This window comes from Psychrosphaera sp. B3R10, assembly GCF_018861025.1.
Classification (GTDB): domain Bacteria; phylum Pseudomonadota; class Gammaproteobacteria; order Enterobacterales; family Alteromonadaceae; genus Psychrosphaera; species Psychrosphaera algicola.
This window is the reverse complement of the sequence record NZ_JAHKQH010000030.1, coordinates 24,900-45,463: the sequence shown is the minus strand read 5'-3', so window position 1 is coordinate 45,463 and position 20,564 is coordinate 24,900. Positions and strand designations below refer to the sequence as shown.

The window sequence follows — 20,564 nt, the reverse complement described above, 5'->3', positions numbered from 1 at the left end:
GTGGATATCTATGTTGAAACAGGAATACATATGACTCTATTTAATTCTTTATATTTTAGTAGGTTAGCTAAATCTATTTTGATTTTGGTGACCTTGGTAAGTACAAACTTGTGGGCGAAGGTTGACCGTGAAAGTTTTAATAATGATTGGTTGTTTTATAAAGGGCAGCAACATGGAGCAGAGCTGGCTAACTTTTCAGATGATAAATGGCGAAAGCTCGATTTGCCACACGATTGGGCAATAGAAGGACCATTTGATAAGGCTTATAGCGCTAGAAATGGAGGCCTACCGGTTTTCGGTACCGCCTGGTATCGTAAACACTTTAAGCTACCTACAGACTTAAGCCGGAAAGTAGTGTCTCTTACATTTGATGGTGTTATGGCGAATAGCCAAGTATTTGTTAACGGTCATAAAGTTGCTGAGCGCCCGTTTGGATATATCGCATTTCAAATCGATATTACACCTTATATTAACTTGCATGGAAAGGATAACGTTGTCTCAGTTAAGTTGTCACCAGAAAACTTCTCAGCGCGTTGGTATCCCGGTGCCGGAATTTACCGCAATACCTGGTTAGAAATAAATGACGAAGTACACGTGAAACAGTGGGAAACCGTCGTATCCACGCCAATAGTTAAGCCATCAATTGCAGTTGTCGATTATAAAACAACTATTGCAAATAGTGGTTATTCAGACCAAAACGTTGAAGTTATTACTGAAATAGTCACGACCGAAGGCAAAGTCATTACCCGGGCTAATAAAGCGATTGCCATTGCCGGAAAAAGTGAGCTAAACGTAAGTCACAAACTTGATATTAGTAAACCTCGTTTGTGGGACATTAACGACCCTTACCGTTACCGAGTTGTCACTAAAATTATGCGAAATGGCGCTATTATCGAACAGGAGTCTGAGCCTTTAGGTGTTAGACAAATAGAATATAAAGCCAATGACGGATTTTGGTTAAATGGTCGACGTGTACAGATCCAAGGGGTATGTTTGCACCATGACAATGGCCCACTAGGGGCAAGTGTCAATACGCGGGCGATTGAACGTAAATTTGAAATTATGCAAGAGATGGGCGCTAACTCAGTTCGTACCTCTCATAATCCGCCGTCACCTGAATTAGTCGAACTTGCCGATAAAATGGGTGTATTACTTCAAGTTGAAGCATTTGACATGTGGGAAATTGAAAAACCAAGTGTGATTAATGGCTATAACAAAGACTTCCCTAAATGGCATGAAACAGACTTACGAGATATGGTGAAACAATATCGCAATAACCCATCAGTTATAATGTGGAGCTCTGGAAATGAAGTACACGAACAAAAAGAAAAGGATGGGTGGAAGTTAGCCAAACGACTAAACGACATTATCCACGATGAAGATCCAACTCGACTCGTAACCCATGGGATCAGCATGTATCCATTTCCGGTAGAAAATGGGTTTGCCGAGCAAGTCGATATCAAAGGCTTTAATTATAAGGCTTATAAATACGGCGAGTTAAAAGAAAAACATCCTGATTGGATCATGTTAGGAACAGAAACTTCGTCTGTTGTGAGTACCCGTGGCGTGTATCATTTTCCAATTGAAAAATACCGTAAACACGTATCAAAATATGTAACTAGTTTTGATGTCGTCACACCTCCATGGGCCTATGTACCTGACCTTGAGTTTGAAAACTTAAAAAATACGCCTGCGGTGATGGGCGAATATATCTGGACAGGCTTTGACTACCTTGGCGAGCCTACCCCCTATGGTGGTCGTGACCATGGTAATAAGTTTTATTGGAACCAGGATTGGCCAGCACGCAGTTCATCGTTTGGTGCTGTTGATTTAGTTGGCTTTAAGAAAGACCGATTTTACCTTTATCAAAGTCAATGGACCGACACACCTATGGTGCATGTGTTACCACATTGGAATTGGCCAAACAAAATTGGTGAATCAATCCCAGTAATGGCTTACACCAATGCTGAAGAAGTCGAGTTATTTGTGAATGGCAAATCAATGGGGAAAAAAGTGAAAGGTGTTGATACAGTTCGCTTGCCCGTGAGTTTAAAATATGACAAATCAGTGAAGCATTTTGATTCTCCTTACCGTTTACGTTGGGATGTAAAGTACCAACCCGGTACAGTTAAAGTCGTTGCATACAATCAAGGTAAAGTGGTTGCAGAAAAAACTATTCATACCGCAGGTAATGCAGCAAAACTATCACTTACACCTGATAGAACTGAAATAGATGCTGACGGTTATGACGTTTCTTATATTACCGTAGAGGTCCAAGACAAAAACGGCAATATGGTCCCAAATGCAGATAACAAGATTCAATTTAATGTAAGCGGCGCAGGTGAAATAGCTGCGGTTGGGAATGGTGATTCAGCCACGGAGGAACCGTTTATTGCAGACTACCGTCGAGCGTTTTATGGCAAAGCGATGTTAATTGTTAAAAGTAAGAAAAATACTGCTGGTGAAATCAAAATAAGTGCTTTTGCAGACGGCCTAGATTCTCAGCCTATTAGCATTCAAGCTAAGGCTTTAAAAGCGTTTAGTGAGTAAGAGTTGATTATGTTTAATGTCAATAGATTGGTGCTGAGTATAGGCATATGGGCGGGAATTTCCGCCTGTTCTGTCACTGAAAATTCGATACAACAAAAGCGGGATGTAAGTGTTAAGCCAAATGTTATTTTCATCTTAGTTGACGATATGGGGTATGGCGAACTGGGAAGTTTTGGTCAGACCATAATCAATACGCCAAACTTAGACCAAATGGCAAATGAAGGTATGAAATTGTCGAATTTTTATGCCGGTAGTGCGGTTTGTGCCCCATCTAGAGCGTCATTGATGACAGGGCAACATACTGGGCACAGTCAAATTCGCGGTAATTATGATATGGGTGGTAATTTTGAAGACGAAACTGAATACGGCCAATTACCGCTTAAAGCAGGAACAACCACTTTAGCAACGTTGATGAAAGATGCGGGTTACGTAACGGGCGCGGTTGGTAAATGGGGCCTGGGAGGACCGGGCTCTCAGGGCGAACCTAATAAACAAGGGTTTGATTATTTTTTCGGTTATCTAGATCAGAAACAAGCCCATAACCATACACCTACACATTTATGGCGAAATACCGAATGGGTGAAGTTGGATAACGAACCGATTAAGTTGCATAATTTAATGCTGGAAAACTTTGATTATGATAACCCATTGAGTTATGAACAGTTTACAGGTGGAGACTTTGCTCAGGAACATCTAAATGCAGCCGCATTAGATTTTATCGACAGTAATAAAAACAAACCTTTCTTTTTATATCTTTCATATGCAATGCCACATGCTGCATTACAAGCGCCGGACGAAGAAATCGAAAAGTACTATTTTGAAGTCGACCCACCAAATAAAGGAAGTTATTACAATCCAACTTTCAAGCCGCGAGCAACACGTGCTGCAATGGTAACTTATACCGATAAACACATTGGCAAAGTAATGACTAAATTGAAAGAACAAGGTTTAGACGATAATACCTTAGTCATATTTACTAGCGACAATGGTGCGGCGCAAGAAGGGGGTGTTGACTTAGAGCTTTTTAACGCGAATGGGTCTTTCAGAGGCCAGAAACGTCAGCTTTATGAAGGAGGTATTCGCATGCCTACTATTGCATGGTGGCCAGGCAGAATCGAGCCAAGTACAGAATCCAAACACATTGGAGCTTTTTGGGATGTTATGCCAACACTTGCCGAACTTGCAGGGCAACCAATCGTTGAAAAAATAGATGGTATTTCTTTTTTACCAACATTAATCGGCGGCAAACAAGTTGAACACGATTACCTTTATTGGGAATTTCCACATGGTAAAAAATCTGCTCAAGCCATTCGTGATGGCAAATGGAAAGCGCTCCGACTGTTTAAAGGCGACAGAGTCAAAGGTTATAAAGAAATTGTTGAGTTGTACAACCTATCTGTTGATGACGCGGAGAGCAATAATCTTGCAAAACAATATCCAGAACTAATGAAAAAATATACAACTCTAATGGACAAAAGTCGTTCACGTTCAGAAATTGATAAATGGAATTTCGACTAAAAATATTCAAGTCTCTTGAGGTTCAAGAAACTTGTTACTTTATATTTCGAAGTAATACCGTGTTAAATCTAGTAAAAATAAGGTCGTCACAATGTGGTCAAAATTAATAATTAGTACAACGATAATATTGTTAGCAGCATGTGCCAATCAAGATGTACAAAATGAAGTACAATCGGTTGATGCTAAAACGATAACCGAGCCTCACTCTAAACCAAATATTTTGTGGATCTACATTGAAGACCAAAATGCATGGAACAATGCGTATGGTGATTTTACCGTCTCGACGCCAAATATAAAAAAGTTTGCCGAAGGTGGTGTACGATTTACAAATGCTAATCAACCTGCACCTGTCTGTTCAGCTACGCGCTCAGCACTTATTACAGGTAAGTTTCAAACGACATTAGGCGTACATGAACATCGTTCAAACCGCAGCAGCTATAATGGCTTATTTCTCCCTGAAGGATACAAAACTGTACCTGAGGTGTTTATAAACGCAGGTTATCAAACGTTTAACATTGGTAAAGACGACTATAACTTTAAATACGACAGGAGCAAATTATATAATGCTCATCGCGGTATTAAAGGGTTTCAAGGAAGTCACGACGGTGAAAAATTTGATTGGGCAACAAAGCTTAAAGATAAACCGTTTTTTGGTCAAATCCAATTAAAAGGCGGTAAACATAACAGCATGAAGAAAAAGAATATTGCTGACGTCGATTCAACAAAATTGATACTACCCCCATATTATGCCGACACGCCAGCGACTCGCCGCGAATGGGCAAAACATTATCAAACGCAAATCATGTCTGATAATGAACTTGCTGAAATTTTGCAACAACTAGAAGTTAATGGCATTTTGGAAAATACAGCGGTATTTTGGTTTTCAGATCACGGCATGGGTCTGTTGCGCCATAAACAAGAGTTATACGAAGACGGTGTTAAAGTACCACTTATTATTAATTGGCCAGCGGGTCAACAAGCACTGCAACAAAAAGGCAAGGTACGTAACGACCTTATTAGTGGTTTAGATATCCCAGCAACGTCATTGGCCTTGGCTGGAATATCAATACCTGAATATTACGATGGAAAAAATATATTTGCTGACGACTTTAAAGGTCGTGAATATGTTATTTCAGCAAAGGATAGAATGGACTTTACCTTTGACCGTTCAAGAACAGTTCGATCGGAACGATTCCGCTATATTCGTCAGTTTCATCCAGAGTTATCGCGATCTCAACCGCAATTCCGTGATAAAAAAGACTTCTCCATTGAATTTCGTGAACTATTTGAACAAGGCAAACTAACACCTGTACAGGCTGAATACTTTGCTCCAACTAAACCTGAAGAAGAATTATATGATTTAGTTGCAGATCCACATCAGATAAACAACCTTGCCTCCGATAGCAACTACAAAGAAACGTTATTGCAACATAGACAGGTTCTTAATCGTTGGATTAAGGAGACCGATGACAAAGGAGCTTACCCAGAATCTGAAACAGCAATTAAAGAAACGTTAGACTTGTGGGGGCGCTACTGCGTTAGTGTCCAGTGTGAATCCTATCGTAAAGCGCATTCGGATACTTTGAAGATCCGAGGCGATAAGCTGTATCAACCTGTTGAGTGGCCAACATGGATGCCAAAACCACAGGATAGTTATTATGAAGAAATTGAAGATGTTTATCGTAAAAAATTTCAATAGGTTACCGCAAAGGTTTTACTAAAATTACGAGTTGTTATTCAAAACAGTATTTGCCGCGATTATTTGTGGCAAGTACTTTTTGAAAGCGATTGTTGAGTGTAGCCATTTAGTTGAAGTTGATACTTCTCACCCAATTCCCCATCATATTTAATCTAAACATCGCTAAAAAATTCCATTTCTGACTCTCATTAGTAAAAAGTTGATTAAGCAGTAGACATTCACTAAACCTATCGTTATATTTAGGGATAACGTTGTCCCTTTGTTTTAAGGTTTAAAAAATTGCTAAGGCAATTGTCCTCTCATAAAGCGTAAACAACTGTAAATGTGAGCTAGGTGATGTAAACGGCAAACGCTTGATAAAAGCCTTAGGATTATGAATGTAAGAGCTAAGCGAGCAATTAAAATAACAATTCTGAAAAAGTACTACCGCAAATGGTCGTAGTACAAAAATAACTATAAAAAGATTCGAGGATCGACAGATGAAAACACGATGCAGTTTAAAGTTAACGTTAATTGGCTTACTAGCGTTATGTTCCACAAGCGTAATGGCCAAACAAACATTAGTGTTTGAACCAACCTCAAATGACATGACACCAGTGGTTCGTGCAGCATTAGAAAAGGTTAAAGACGATGAAGTTAAGATTGTTTTCAAAAAAGGCATCTACAAATTTCTACCTGATTTCGCGACTTCGCGATACAGCAAAGTAACTAATCATGGTAATGGTGTAAAAAACGTTATTTTTCCGTTAGACAACTTTAAGTCGGTAGAAGTTGACGGTGGAGGTTCTGAATTTATTTTTCACGGCCAGTCAGCGCCTTTTCAGCTATACAATAATGACAATGTTACAATCCGAAACATCATTGTTGATTGGGACATACCGTTTACCTTTGTATCAGAAATTGTCGCTGTAAATGAAAAAAAAGGTTACCGCGACGTAAAACCTTGGTCTAATTCGCATCAATGGTCTTTGGAAAAAGGACAAATAAAATTCCCCAACGTAGATGGTTTTAGCTTTACTGAGTTGGGTTCAACGTTAGCTTGGACTAAAAAGGAAAAACGACCAGTTCATGGCGCGTTGGATAGTAAAAGCAAACCTCAAAAAGTTGAAAAGCTTGCTAATGGTCTATTACGTATCCACGAAAAATTGAAAAGCTATCCACCAGTTGGTTCATTAACAAGCTCTAAAGGTGATCGCCACCTTCATCGTTATGCACCGGCCTTTCAAACCAAAAATTCTAGCAACGTGATATTTGACAATGTCGTGGTATACCACGCTTTGGGCATGGGGTTTTTGTTTGAGCGTAGCGACAATATTCAAGTACTAAACTCAGGCGTGCATTTACGTGACGACGCACAGCGGCTAATTTCTACTATTGCAGACGCCACGCATTTTGCAAACTGTAAAGGTAAAATTTTAATTGAAAATAGTCGTTTTGAGAACATGTTGGACGACGGTACAAATGTGCATGGTACATACACCATTGTTGATAAAGTGATTGACGAAAAAACACTACGCATTAAGTTTGGTCACTTTGAGCAAACAGGATTTGATTTTGTCGGCAAGGGAGACGAAGTTTGGTTTATTCACCAACCAAACGTCGAAAGAGCCAGTGTCGCTACAGTTGATTCTGTTCGTGTAATAAACGAAATGTATACAGAGATCCGCTTCAAGCATAACCTTCCAACACAGTTGGCTAAAGGGGATTTACTAGAAAATAAAACATGGAATCCGGAGTTCACTATGCGTGGCACCGTAATTCGTGATCATAGAGCTCGCAATGTAGTGGTGAAATCGCCGTTAAAAACGATTATCGAAAACAATCAATTTTCGTCAATGATGTCGTCAATCCTATTGCGCGGAGAAACGTATTTTTGGTATGAATCCGGCAGCGTTGAAGATGTCACTATTCGCAATAATTCCTTTGAGTATGTTGCTTCATCTGGCAAAGAACACGCAGTTTTATATATCACACCAAGACTTGGTAAAAGCTTTGATCAATCCCAAAGTTATGACAAAAACATCAAGTTTATCGATAATACAATTAGTAACTTTGGGACTCGAATTGTTTGGGCTGACCGAGTTGATGGCCTTTTAATCAAAGACAATGTTATTGATCAAAGTTTACCGCAACAACAGTTACATCCAAAAGCCGCTTTATTTGAATTTGCTAATAGCCACAACGTAACATTAGAAAACAATACTTATACAGGCAAACCACGTACGGCAGTTAAGGCTGATTTGGTTTCAAAACAAACTCTAAATAATGACGATTCCATTCGTTAATTAACTTTTTACTCAAGTGGTAAGGGACGACAACGACAGTCTCCTTTTCCACCTGAACAAAGTTAGTTCTTAACTTACAATCCAACGGATAATAACAAATTACTTATGCCCACAGTAATTGCAATCAATAGGAAAAGGTTAATGTTGAAATTAGCAACACAAAAAACCGTAGAGTTTTGTTTTGCCATAGGTATCTTGTTTTTCAGCAATCTACTGTTGGCCGATTCAGTCCTCAATGTATCTGAGTTTAATGTTGAAAAAAATAACGGTACGGACAGTACTTATGGTGTCTACCAGGCGATTATAGCCGCTAAACAACAAGGTGCGAGTAAACTGATATTCCCAAAAGGCACTTACCACTTTTATGGTGACAGAGCAGCCGAAAAGGTGGTGTATATCAGTAACAATGACCCTGGAGTTAAACGGATTATCTTTCCGCTTTACGATATACAGGGGTTAGAAATAGATGGCCAAGGTTCTGAGTTTATCTTTCATGGTGGCGTAAACCCATTTGTTATTGATAGCAGCAGTAATATTACATTTAGTAACTTTTCTATGGATTTTTCCAGAAGTTTTCATTCAGAAGGAAGCGTACTTGATGGTGGCGAAGGGTATTTAGATCTGCATTTTTCTGATTTATTCCCGTATAAAATAAACGAAGCTGGTTTACTTAAATTCCAAGCGAAAGTTGAAAACCCTCCGGGTAAATTAACGATCAACAAGCTAGAACGCCGCAAAGCCGTCGAAAAAGAAACTGACTACCAGTATAAACGTGTCCTAGAGTTTGATTCGCGAAAGCGTGAAACAGCTTATATGGTCAAAGATATCAGCACTGGCAACGGGTTGTCGGCGATAAACCTACCTGGTAAAAATAATGTACGGGTGTTTCATCCTAAAATAACCGCCCAAATTGGCAATGTATTGGTGTTTCAATTTAAACATCGTAGCTATCCTGCGGTTGTTATTTCAGACAGTGCAGATGTCATTCTCGACAACATTACAATTCATCATGCCGGTGGTATGGGAGTATTAGGGCAGCGTTGCCATAATGTCACTGTGCAAAATTCTAAGGTCACACCAAGCAAAGGTCGAATGGTTAGTACGACGGCAGACGCCACTCATTTTGTAAATTGCACTGGCAAGGTTCAGTTAATAAATAATCTATTTGAAAACCAAAAAGATGATGCGACCAACATTCACGGTATTTATGTTGCGGTTGATAAAGTGATTGACGATAAAACCATAGAAGTTAGATTGCAACATCCCCAACAATATGGCTTTGACTTTATCGACAGTGGCGACATCTTAGAATTGGTGGATGCACCAAGTATGACAACGTATGCCACGATTGAAGTGGCGTCGAGTCACAGGATCAGCCAAGAAATAACGCGAGTTGTTTTTACTCAACCGTTTAATAAAAAGCTCAAAGTGGGTGACTCAATTGCTGAAGTTAGAGACTACGCAGAAGTTACTATTCGAGGCAATATTATACGACAAAACCGCGCGCGGGGCATGCTGTTAAATAGCCGTGGCAAAACCTTGGTCGAAGACAACTATTTTCACTCTCCTGGTTCAGCCATTTTGTTCGAGGGTGACGCTAATTTTTGGTACGAACAGGGTGGTGTAAGCCATGCTGTTATTCGCAATAATGTATTTGACAATAGTTTTTATAGTCAATGGGGGCGCGGGGTTATCGCAGTTGCCGCAGGTATTGATAAAAAATATCAACACACATCACGATATAATAAAAATATTATTATCGAAAACAACTTATTTAAGGTGTTTGATATGGCGCCAATTTTAAATTTGTTTTCAGTTTCCGGTGTTACATTTCAAAACAATAACATTGAAAAAACAACCGAATACCCAGAGCGTGACCAATATCAATCGTTATTTGTCGTTGACCACAGTGATGGCGTCAACATTTCAGAAAATAACACGTTTGTCGGATTCGACCAGAACAAAACCCAGTTATTAACTCCAACTAAACCACAGTAAGGGATTAAAATGTCTAAAGTAAAATCAACATTGTTAGCAGCCGGTTTAGTTAGTTCCTATATTCTTAGTGGCATGATAGCGGGTGAAGCAGATGCTGCAACTCTATTTAAGTCGAAGCAAAAGCAACCTAACGTTGTCTTGTTTTTTGTTGACGACATGGGTTGGGCGTCACGTACAGCGAGGGATGACGTATATGAAACCCCAAATATTGACCAGATAGCTACTGATGGTATTGAATTTGAAAGTGCCTATATTCCAACACCAACTTGCAGCCCAAGCAGAGCTGCTTTGGTCACTGGTCAACATCCTGCACGAATAGGTATGCCAAGGCATATTCCACATAAACCACAACACGGGTTTGACAAATTTGGCCGTACTGAGACTAAATTCAATTTTTGGCAAAAAGATCCGGCTCAAGTACCGAGTGTAAATTGGCTAGAAACCGATTATGTAACTTACGCAGAAGCGCTCAAAGAGCAAGGTTACTTTAATATGTTTATAGGTAAATGGCACTTGGGCCACGAAGGCTATCATCCAATCGATCAAGGGTTTGACGCACAGATTGGTGCTACAAACTGGGGACACCCTCATTCTTACTACCCACCATACTTTAAAAATTCGGAAGTATACAACGAGGTTAAGGAACGTTATCTAACAGACAAGCTTACCGACGACGCGGTCGAATTTATTGCAAGTTATGATAAAAACCAGCCATTTATGATGTCTATGTGGTACTACGCGATTCACACTCCATTTCAAGGTCGTAAAGACCTAGTTGAACATTTTGAGAAAAAAGGCTTGAGCGGCAAAAAAGCGCATCATGCTGCGCTGGTAAGTGGGATTGATGAGTCAATCGGTCGAATTCGTAAGGCATTAAAAGCTAGTGGGTTAGATAAAAATACGGTGATTATTTTCCTATCTGATCAAGGTGGGATTTTAGAGAATAAACCACTTCATGGCGGTAAGAAGCTGGACACTTTATATGAAGGTGGTGCTCGCGTACCGTTATTTGTCAGTTGGCCCAATGTCACTAATCCAGGAACAAAAATTTCGACGCCAGTTCAGTCAACAGACTTGTTCCCAACCCTTGTCGAACTTGCTGGCGGCGATCCCAAAAACTACCAAAATTTAGATGGTATCTCATTGCTTTCAGCGATAACCAATGGAACAAAAATAGAACGCGGAGCGCCTTTATTTGGTTATCGTGCTTACGAAGATTTGTACGCGTCGGTGCGAGAAGGTGACTGGAAGATTGTCGCCTACAGAAGCGGCATCGTTAAACTTTATAATGTGGTACTAGATGTAAGTGAATCAAATGATGTTGCAAAAATTTACCCGAAAAAATTGCAAGAGCTAAAGGCTAAGTTAATTGATTGGGAAAAAGACTTAAATATTGACAAATACTCAGGTGTTCAATAGTTCGACTATTGACTAATAGGAACAAAAATGAAAAAAATATTAATTGCTGCAAGTGTATTAGTGATGAGTGTTGCGGCGCACGCCAGCACATTTGTTACTGACGGTAACGGGTTGCGTCAGGTAATCATTGGTAACGTAGCGGGTGAGTCAGTTGTGTATGTGTCAGAACTTGACGGTGTAGTGGGAAGCTATAGGGTCGATGGTCAGAAACGCTGGACAGCGGCCACAGATAATAAAGCCGTAATGTTCGAAATTAATACCGCGGATTTAAATGGCGACGGTGCTGACGATCTAGTTGCTGCAAGTGGAGATGGCAGTATCTATGCGTGGGATAGCAATGGTACTCGACTCTGGACATTTACCCCGAGGGATAAAACTCGTCTAAATGAAGTCGCAATTACTAAAGTTGATGGTGAAGTTCGAGTTTATGCTGGTGGTAACAACTACATACTTTATGAATTAAACAGTAAGGGGGAGCTGTTAAGCGAAACTAAGCTTGATGGTGTAGTGAGAAAAATTGAAGCTGGTCACTTTAATGACAAAACTAAATCTGACTTATTTGTCCAGACTTCGGTTCACGATATCTACCGCTGGCAATTTTTAGGATTTATCGACCCTAAATCTAAAAAGGTGATCCGTCAGTTTAATAACAAAGACAAAAAACTAAAAGAATTGGCAAAAGGCGTAATGATCACCGACATTGATATCGCTGATTTAGACCAAGACGGCTTGGATGATCTGTTATTTTTTGCTGGAGGTAAAACTTCAAAAAATACTGTAGGTAAATTTGTTGCGTATAACAGTAAGTTTGATCTACTTGCACATTACAATATTAAAGGTAAAGAAAAGCAACGTTACGCCCATGCATACGGCAGCTCACTTTTGCCTTTGCGTAATGAAATAATGTTTCAATTTGGCGGTGTGATGTTTTTAGTTGATCCCAAAGGCAAGTTACTTAAGCAAACGGGAGAACGCCACCGGGGGATAATTTTTAACGACTTTGCACTTGATGAAAACAACAAAACCTTACTAGGTGGCGGCCAAATCGGTGGCGGAAATACTGTTTATGAATTTGATCTAAAAAATAAGAACTGGATTGACGTCGAACATAAATTACAGGGCCGTTTGGCTGAAGTTGAACAAAATTTAAATACGCTTTATCAGCAAACACTTGATTTTAAAATGCCAAGTTATCAATCAAAGTCTGAAAAACCTTGGGTTATGTTGACCAAAGCACAACTTAACAAAAAAGTTCAGGCATTAGACGGTGCTAACTATTTACATGTTACTCAGGAGCGTTGGACGGAAAATTGGGATCGCCAATCATTAGTCCCCAAGCTGGGAAAAATAGCATTGAAAAAAGATCGACGAGGAAAGTACAAAGATACACAGGCTACCCTGATTAAAAAAGCAAAAGCGTTTGAAAAGAAGGGGGAAAACTTTGTTATATGGTCTGGTCATGGCAACGACCCGTTTGGGGTAAGCATTGATACAATGGAAGCTATTTTAGAAGCCGCACCAACTACAGCAATGGGCTTTTTGTATGCTGAAATGCATAACCCTAAAGATCCTCGGGTGATTTATTTTATTGAAGAGTACATGCCCCGTTTAGCAAAAGCTTTACGTAAACATGGCAAAGGTAAGCTTTATTTTAGATATAAAAATATTTTCTGGGCGGCGACGTCACATCAACAACCTTGGAAAGACATGTTCTTCTCAGGTAAATATAGCGACATCTTAGTTCCGTCTGCAGAAGATACCTCTTCACGGACGCAAGAAGTAAACTTGTCCGGCCGTGTCGGAATGTTACTTGGCGATTATATCGATGACTTTGCTATGAGGTTAGTCGATGATAATCCGACGACTTGGCGTCCATTAAGCCCTGGTGGGCAACGTAGTGTTTCACCTTATTTACGTAATGGTGTATTAACAGCTGCTTATGGTTCTCGCATGGGGATCATATTTGACATCAATTATCTGGAAGGCCCTGGTCTAAATATTCTGTTTGCATTAATGAAGTCTGGTGTTTTACCTATTGTTGAAAAAGATGCAATGTTATCCGTAGGTTCATGGATGTTAATGCAAGATGTAGATAACCATTTAGTGCATTCGATAGATAATATTCATGAGACAAACCACTACAATAAAGCAGATGAAGATGCCATCATCTCTGTAGCGCAAATGCATTGGGCTGGTGCCAATATTCCAACATGGGATTATTCTAGTTCTGCACTTGGTGCGGAGTATCGTTGGCTTAACTTTGTACCAGAACTACCTAATGGTATGGTTCCAATCGCGCCGATTGAATCAAAAAATAAGCTAGATAAATTAGAAACTAATTATTTTATAACAGATGGTATTTCAGGTTTTAGCGGTAATAAAAAAGTGTCCGCAAAAAACTTTGAACCATCTATGAAAGCCGTTATCGATAGTGGTCGTGTAAAAATGCCAATTGAAGTGACCGGTGCATCATGGAGTGTAGTTAAATTAGATGACAACCACAGTCGCATTATTTTAATAGACCCTGGGTATATTAACCCGCAGGAACGTGTAGCAACCATAAAGTTTAATAATAGACAGCCAAAGTGGGCTAAAGATATTTTGTCTAATCAAGGCATCGAAACAGGCAAGGGCACGAGCTTAGTAACGGTTCCTGCAGGTTCGGTGCGGTTTATTGACGTAGGGTACTAACAATATTAAACCTAATGTTGTTGTAAGTTGAGGCTCCTTCGGGAGCTTTTTTATTGCCTCAAGTTTTAGGGCCAATCATTAGTAATGAATAGAATATTCAACGAATTAATTAGAAAGGCATGGATAGTTTTCAACTAGACGTTTTGAAGACTTCTCCAGTTGGCTAAAAACAATATTTGAAGGAATAAGAGGGGGTTCTCCTACGTTCTATTTTAAATAAGCCCTATTCTAATGTTAGGGATTTGTAGAATAAAATAGAAGCGGATGTTGTTATATTTCAACCTTTTGATTCACCTAGTGGTGATTTGTCGGTTTTAGCAGTGTTTTTAGTGATAATAAGAACATGGTATAAATTTAAGTGTCGATAATAAGGGGTGGTGCTAGCTATTTTTTGTTGTGAATTTTTTAATACCAAAAGTCAAAATAGAGTTTTAAATTTTAATTAGGTCAAACGTTTTCCTTTTTGTTTGTTTTGTAGTATTTTATCTTTATTAACTTAATTCTAGAATAAAATTATGCGTTGGTTTTAAGAGTATATATTTAATAAATATGGATTTTATTGCAAGCCTTGATGGTGAGTTTAAAATTAGCAATAAATTGATACTCTAAAACACCAAGGTTGTCAGGGGATAAAATGAAAAAGCCATCGGTGACTAAGTCGGCAATTTTATGTTTTACGTCAATTGTAAGTTTGTTGATCTTATCAGCGTGTGAAAACACTGATAGAAAAACGGCAGTCGAGCTCGAATCAAATACTGTGGTATCACCCAAAAAACCAAATTTTGTATGGTTGGTATCAGAGGACAACTCGAAGAACTACCTCAAATTGTATAATCCGAAAGGCGCATCAATGCCTAATATTGAAGGATTAGCGGCACAAGGGCTGGTATTTAACAATGTTTTGTCAAATGCACCAGTATGCTCTACGGCAAGAACCACATTGGCTTTAGGTGCCTATCCTGCGCGTTTGGCAATGGAATATCATCGCCCTTATCAAACTATTTCATTACCAAACGGGATGACAACCGTTAATGAATATCTAAAAGATGCTGGATACTACACCACTAATAATCACAAAGAAGATTACAATTTTGTTGCACCAGAAGCGCACTGGGCCCAATCCGCAAAGGGAGCTGATTGGCACGGACGTAAAGCTGGCCAACCTTTTTTCCATATGCAAAGTTGGAAAGAGACCCATGAACATAAATTACACTTTCCGATGTCAGACGTGCAGGACAGGCCCACAAAAAATGATCCAGCAAAGGTTGATTTGGCGCCTATTTACCCAGATACCGAACTATTTCGTTATACCCATGCACGCTACCTAGACCAACATGAAATTGTAGATGTCGAAATAGGCAAAGTGATTAAACAACTCACTGACGAAGGTTTGTTAGAAGATACGTTTATTTTTTATTTTGGCGACCATGGCGGTGTCATGCCAGGGAGTAAAGGTTACGCATTTGAACGGGGGCTAAACCCGCCATTGGTTGTGCGAGTGCCAGAAAATTTCAGACATTTAGTGCACGAGGACTTACAGGCAAAGTCAACAACATGGGTTGATGGTTTTGTTAATTTTATCGACTTTGCTCCAACGTTATTAAAACTCGCTGGTATCGAAGCTATGCCAGGACACGACGGGCAATCGTTTTTAGCTAAAAAATTAAGCTTAACAGAGCTAAATAAGCGTGATACAAATTTTGCGTTTGCCGACCGTTTTGACGAAAAGTACGACATGGTGAGAACTCTTCGTAAAGGTAAATACAAATACATGCGTCATTATTTGCCGTTTAATCCAGACAGTTTATTTGCCAGTTATCGCTATAAACAGGCTGCTTTTAGGCAGTGGCGCGAAATGTTCGATAATGGTGAGCTAACATCTGTACAAGCCGCATTTTTTGAAACCAAGCCTGTTGAAGCACTTTATAACCTAGAGACCGACGAATTCGAAACCAAAAATTTGGCACATGCTGCGGAATATCAATCGGTCCTTCAATCGATGAGAGCTGAACTTAAAAATAAGCTTCAAACCTTGCCTGACCTTGGGTTTTACCCAGAGTATTATTTAGTTGATGAAGCAAAAGACGATCCTATTAAGTTTGGAGCAAAAAATAAGTCAGAAATTGCCAAGTTAAACGAAATTGCCGATCTACAACTACAGGATTTTGATTCTGTTAAGTATAAAATTAAAGCGAGTCTTACGTCTGAAAACGAATGGATCCGATATTGGGGATTAAATGTAGCGCTGGCATTTGGCCAACAAGCTAAAATGCTTAAACCGATAATTTCACAAATGAAATATATGGATCCAAACGATTTAAATCGTGCTCGCGCTGTGCAATACCTAGCCTTGTTTGACGATCAGCCGGCAAAACAAGCTATCGAAAAAATTATTGCTGGGAATACTAATACGGTACAAATATTAGCGATACTCAATATTGCAACACAATTGCACGATGTTGTGGGCGAAAACTTCGAAATTCCCTTTAGAAAATCCTGGAAAAAACCTGCCAAAGGTACGGTTGATTCGCCAGATACTTGGCGTCAAAAAAGCATCTATAACTGGTTTTCTGCACGAGTTGATTATTTAAAAAAGTAGATTAGTTCTGGCCGTGATTTACCAAGGGTCATGCGGAAAGTGAATGTAAACGTTAGAAGGGCCTAGATACAATCTAGGCCCTTTTTTGTCGATATTACCTTTGTTCAGATATTAAATATGATGATTCAAAGTGGTCAAGCTTAAATTAGCGCACCAAAACTAATACCAATACTTATAGTTAACTAATTAGTTCAAAGTGTTGCCAGGTGCGGGGGAATAAGCCAAATCTTCATTGGTTTAGTCTTCGGCTTTGTCTCCTGAGTCGCTCTACCTCCCACATCCATGTGGTCGTCGGCTTTGTCTCCTGAGTCGCTCTACCTCCCACATCCATGTGGTCGTCGGCTTTGTCTCCTGAGTCGCTCTACCTTCCACATCCATGTGGTCGTCCAAGTGAAAAGATTGGTGTGCCTTTTATAGCTATTGCGCAGCGCAGTGTGAATTAGTGAAAGGCTCTAGAGGTCGCGTTTAAACGCCTTTTCCCTGAATGACTTATTAATTATCAGGGTAGGTATAATTTGTTTGGTAACAAACAGATATAAAAAAACACGGAAGCCAACGTTGGGAACTGAATAAATGGCTTCAAGTTCACTTTGCTGTTTTCCGTGTTGCAGTATTTAACGTGTCGCTTTTTAAGGTGCCGAATTAGCGTTGCGTTATTTGCCCAAGTCGGACATGAATTTATCCCAAAAGGCTAAATATTCATCGGGGCCAATGTCCGTTGATAACCCACGCGCAGCCATTTGGGTTTGATAATGTTTATTAAAAAAGTCATCCCAATATTTAGAAACTTTAGGATCTTCATCTATCATTCCTAAATCACCTGTTTTTAGTTGCCAACGTGCCAGTTCTTGTCTCATTGTTACAAGTTGGGTCTGGTATTGTGGTTGTGCCGCTAAGTTATACACTTCATCTGGATCGGTACGGGTATCGTATAGTTCTTCAGGCGGTCGTTGTTTGGCAAAAAACGTGACTTGTTCAGGCGTTAGTTTACCTTCGTTATGTAACTTTTGCATAAGTGCCAAAACAGGATATTGTAGTTTCTTGTAGGCATTAAAGTCGGTATATGGTTTTTCTGGATAGAAGTTGCGAATGTATTTAAATCGGCTATCACGCACTGCTCTAACTCTGTCGTCAGTTTCATCACAACGGTCTTTATGAGCATAAATATAATCACGAGGTTTGGTGTTATCACCTAAAAATACATGTCCTTCAATGTAGTCAGGTACATCAATTCCAGCAATATCTAATGTTGTTGGCATAACATCGATTAAGCTCACTAAGTCGTGGTTTGTTTGACCTCCTTCAATGCCTTTCCCCCAAACAATAAGTGGTACTTGCAGACCACCGTCGTATAACCATTGTTTGTCTCGTAACATCGCTCGGCCATGATCCCCAAAGACAAATACAATTGTATTATCCAACACTCCAGCTTCTTTTAATTCGGCAAACAAGTTGCCGACTTTTTTGTCTACAGTCTGCACTGTCTCTAGGTATAGGGCCCAGTCACGGCGAGTGATGTCGTGATCTGGATAGTAGCTAGGTAACTTAACTTTGGACGGATCAATCGGATCATCTTTATCAGCGATAAACGTACGATGAGTTTCACTGTAGTTGATTTGGGCAAAAAACGGTTTGTCTTGTTGGTTCTTTATGTAACTTTGCCATGCAGGTCTTTGTAAGAGTTTCATGTCGATTGGAGCGTGTGTATATGCGCCCCCAGAGTATTTTATTTCGCCATCTTGCGCATCAAAAGCCTTTCCTGCATGAGAAAAGTTAAAATCGGTTTTTTGTTTTGGCCCCATCAATAAACTAAAGTAACCGGCGTCACGCATATATTCAGACGCCAGTTTGACGTGATTTGGTAAACGATAGTTATCTTTGAGGTGACTACGGTGATGGTGGGCGCCTATACTGGTGGCATGCATGCCGGTAAAAAATGCCGAGCGTGAGGTTGAACAAACTGCAGCGGTAGCATAGGCATTTGTGTATTTAATACCTTCATTTGCTAATCTATCTAGGTTAGGGGTTTTTACTTCTGGTGTACCGTACACTCCTAAATCTAAAGAGATGTCTTCTAGGACTAGCCAAATGACATTTGGTTTTTTTTCGGAACTAACTTGTTCAAAATTAGTTGTTTTTTGTTTGTCGTTACAGCCCGCTAAGAGGTTAATTAACATAATGACTGATATGAATTTAAATATGTTCACAGGATTGCCTTTTTGTTTAAGTAATTTAGTTAGCGTAATTAATTTCGGGTGCGTTTTTGCTCAATAAGTTTTAATTGCTGTTCAAGCTCTTTAACGATATTGGGGTATTGTTGTGCAAGATTATGTTCTTCCGCAGGATCGCTAATTAAGTTAAATAGTTGCGGCGACTTAGCCAGGCCGGAATCAATATTTTTATTAGCTTTAATCCAAGAGTTGACTTTTTTAACCGGGCGTATGTATTTCCAATTACCGCTGCGCAACCCTTCGGTATGAGGTGTTTCTTCAGCAAGAGTGGTACGTGCGGGCAGTGCCGCATCAAATAGCGGACCAAGATGGTTTACACTGTCAATTGCTTCATTATTTTTTAAGTTAATATTTAATAAAGCTGCAATTGAAGCGTACAGGTCAATTTGACTGAACAACGCATGACTCAGTCCTTGCTTTACTTTATTTGGGTAGTGAACGATAAATGGGACGCGAGTTCCACCTTCCAATATACTGTATTTGCCACCGCTGTAGGGGCCATTTGGCAAATGTTCGCCTATACGCGTAAGGGCATTGTCATTGTAACCGTCTGTAAGCACAGCACCATTATCGCTGGTAAAGATAATTAAGGTATTTTCTAACATATCGAGCTTTTTGAGATGGTTGACAACTTGACCTGTTATCCAGTCCATTTGGACAATTGCGTCGCCTCGTACACCCATGTTTGTAGCACCTTCAAACATTTTGTTTGGTAAGCGCGGCACATGAATGTCATGGAATGAGAAAAATAGAAAAAACGGTTGAGACTTGTTTTTAGAGATAAAGTCATTGGCTTTTTGTGTAGTTACAAAAGGGAAGTCCTCGTCTACCCATTCCGCCGACTTACCACCTTGCATCCAACCAATTCGACTTATGCCATTTATGATGGTTTTGTTATGTTGGCTGTCGGCTCCCTGGCGCAATAGTTCAGGGTGTTCGTAGCCGGTAGGGCGGTTACCAATTTTTTTAGTATAGTCGACAAAAAGTGGATCATTGGGAGTTAGATTTAATACATTGTGGTTTTCTAAATAAACTGAGGGAACTCGGTCACCCGTTGCTGGTAATAAAAAGCTGTAATCAAAACCAATTTCCAATGGACCTGGTGTGACATTTTTATTCCAGTTTATTGGGGTTACGCCATCGCCTAATCCCAAGTGCCATTTACCGACAACAGCGGTTTTATAACCTTCGGTTTGTAACATTTTAGGTAGTGTTGGTTGCTCCGGTGCAATTACCATTGCCGCATCACCTTTTAGGATACGAACGTTTTTCCTAAAGGCGTGTTCACCTGTTAATAATGAGTATCTCGAGGGGGTGCACGTTGCAGCTGAACTATGAGCGTCCGTAAAGCGGATCCCATTGTTAGCGAGGGCATCAACATTAGGAGTTTGTACCGCTGTGGCACCATAAGAACTTAAATCGCCCCATCCCAAGTCATCGACATAAAAGATTACGATGTTTGGTTTGTTTGAAGACGGCTCTATTTTATCTGGCGATATTTCGTTGTTAGAGCATGCAACCAAAAGGCATAGCCCGGCAAAGTTAGCTAATAGTTTAAGTGAGTTCATGGTAGT

10 protein-coding genes are annotated in these 20,564 nt (G+C 39.8%); 8 read left to right on the top strand and 2 right to left on the bottom strand.

All coding sequences use genetic code 11. From position 1 onward, the window contains the following. Positions 1–30 precede the first annotated feature (30 nt). The 8 genes from KO525_RS11900 (at position 31) to KO525_RS11865 (ending at position 16,759) form a co-directional block, all read left to right on the top strand. Complete coding sequence (locus KO525_RS11900; RefSeq protein WP_215964041.1) at positions 31–2,550, top strand: glycoside hydrolase family 2 TIM barrel-domain containing protein; 2,520 nt, start codon at positions 31–33, stop codon at positions 2,548–2,550. 9 nt (positions 2,551–2,559) lie between these two features. Continuing rightward, the gene (locus tag KO525_RS11895) at positions 2,560–4,068 is read left to right on the top strand and encodes an arylsulfatase (RefSeq protein ID WP_215964040.1); all 1,509 of its coding nucleotides are present in this window, start codon (positions 2,560–2,562) and stop codon (positions 4,066–4,068) included. Positions 4,069–4,159: 91 nt separating this feature from the next. Beyond that, positions 4,160–5,767 (top strand): sulfatase, encoded by a 1,608-nt coding sequence (locus KO525_RS11890; RefSeq protein ID WP_215964039.1) that lies wholly within the window; start codon positions 4,160–4,162, stop codon positions 5,765–5,767. 479 nt (positions 5,768–6,246) lie between these two features. Then, the gene (locus KO525_RS11885) at positions 6,247–8,052 is read left to right on the top strand and encodes a right-handed parallel beta-helix repeat-containing protein (protein ID WP_215964038.1); all 1,806 of its coding nucleotides are present in this window, start codon (positions 6,247–6,249) and stop codon (positions 8,050–8,052) included. Positions 8,053–8,193: 141 nt separating this feature from the next. Continuing rightward, positions 8,194–10,050 carry a right-handed parallel beta-helix repeat-containing protein gene (locus KO525_RS11880; RefSeq protein ID WP_215964037.1) on the top strand — a complete coding sequence of 619 codons (1,857 nt, stop codon included), beginning with the start codon at positions 8,194–8,196 and terminating at the stop codon, positions 10,048–10,050. Positions 10,051–10,059: 9 nt separating this feature from the next. Beyond that, the gene (locus tag KO525_RS11875) at positions 10,060–11,469 is read left to right on the top strand and encodes a sulfatase (RefSeq protein WP_215964036.1); all 1,410 of its coding nucleotides are present in this window, start codon (positions 10,060–10,062) and stop codon (positions 11,467–11,469) included. A gap of 27 nt (positions 11,470–11,496) precedes the next feature. Beyond that, complete coding sequence (locus tag KO525_RS11870; RefSeq protein ID WP_215964035.1) at positions 11,497–14,160, top strand: hypothetical protein; 2,664 nt, start codon at positions 11,497–11,499, stop codon at positions 14,158–14,160. 634 nt (positions 14,161–14,794) lie between these two features. Continuing rightward, the gene (locus KO525_RS11865) at positions 14,795–16,759 is read left to right on the top strand and encodes a sulfatase (RefSeq protein WP_215964034.1); all 1,965 of its coding nucleotides are present in this window, start codon (positions 14,795–14,797) and stop codon (positions 16,757–16,759) included. A gap of 653 nt (positions 16,760–17,412) precedes the next feature. On the opposite strand, the gene KO525_RS11860 is transcribed toward KO525_RS11865, so the two are convergent. Further along, the gene (locus KO525_RS11860) at positions 17,413–18,966 is read right to left on the bottom strand and encodes a sulfatase (protein WP_215964033.1); all 1,554 of its coding nucleotides are present in this window, start codon (positions 18,964–18,966) and stop codon (positions 17,413–17,415) included. Between the two features lie 38 nt (positions 18,967–19,004). Then, complete coding sequence (locus KO525_RS11855; RefSeq protein ID WP_215964032.1) at positions 19,005–20,558, bottom strand: arylsulfatase; 1,554 nt, start codon at positions 20,556–20,558, stop codon at positions 19,005–19,007. Positions 20,559–20,564 lie beyond the last annotated feature (6 nt).

Excerpts from the sequence above, each read along its gene's own strand:
- KO525_RS11865 (WP_215964034.1), top strand. The coding sequence starts at position 14,795 with ATGAAAAAGCCATCGGTGACTAAGTCGGCAATTTTATGTTTTACGTCA.
- KO525_RS11890 (WP_215964039.1), top strand. The coding sequence starts at position 4,160 with ATGTGGTCAAAATTAATAATTAGTACAACGATAATATTGTTAGCAGCA.
- KO525_RS11885 (WP_215964038.1), top strand. The coding sequence starts at position 6,247 with ATGAAAACACGATGCAGTTTAAAGTTAACGTTAATTGGCTTACTAGCG.
- KO525_RS11900 (WP_215964041.1), top strand. The coding sequence starts at position 31 with ATGACTCTATTTAATTCTTTATATTTTAGTAGGTTAGCTAAATCTATT.
- KO525_RS11880 (WP_215964037.1), top strand. The coding sequence starts at position 8,194 with ATGTTGAAATTAGCAACACAAAAAACCGTAGAGTTTTGTTTTGCCATA.
- KO525_RS11855 (WP_215964032.1), bottom strand. The coding sequence starts at position 20,558 with ATGAACTCACTTAAACTATTAGCTAACTTTGCCGGGCTATGCCTTTTG.
- KO525_RS11870 (WP_215964035.1), top strand. The coding sequence starts at position 11,497 with ATGAAAAAAATATTAATTGCTGCAAGTGTATTAGTGATGAGTGTTGCG.
- KO525_RS11895 (WP_215964040.1), top strand. The coding sequence starts at position 2,560 with ATGTTTAATGTCAATAGATTGGTGCTGAGTATAGGCATATGGGCGGGA.
- KO525_RS11875 (WP_215964036.1), top strand. The coding sequence starts at position 10,060 with ATGTCTAAAGTAAAATCAACATTGTTAGCAGCCGGTTTAGTTAGTTCC.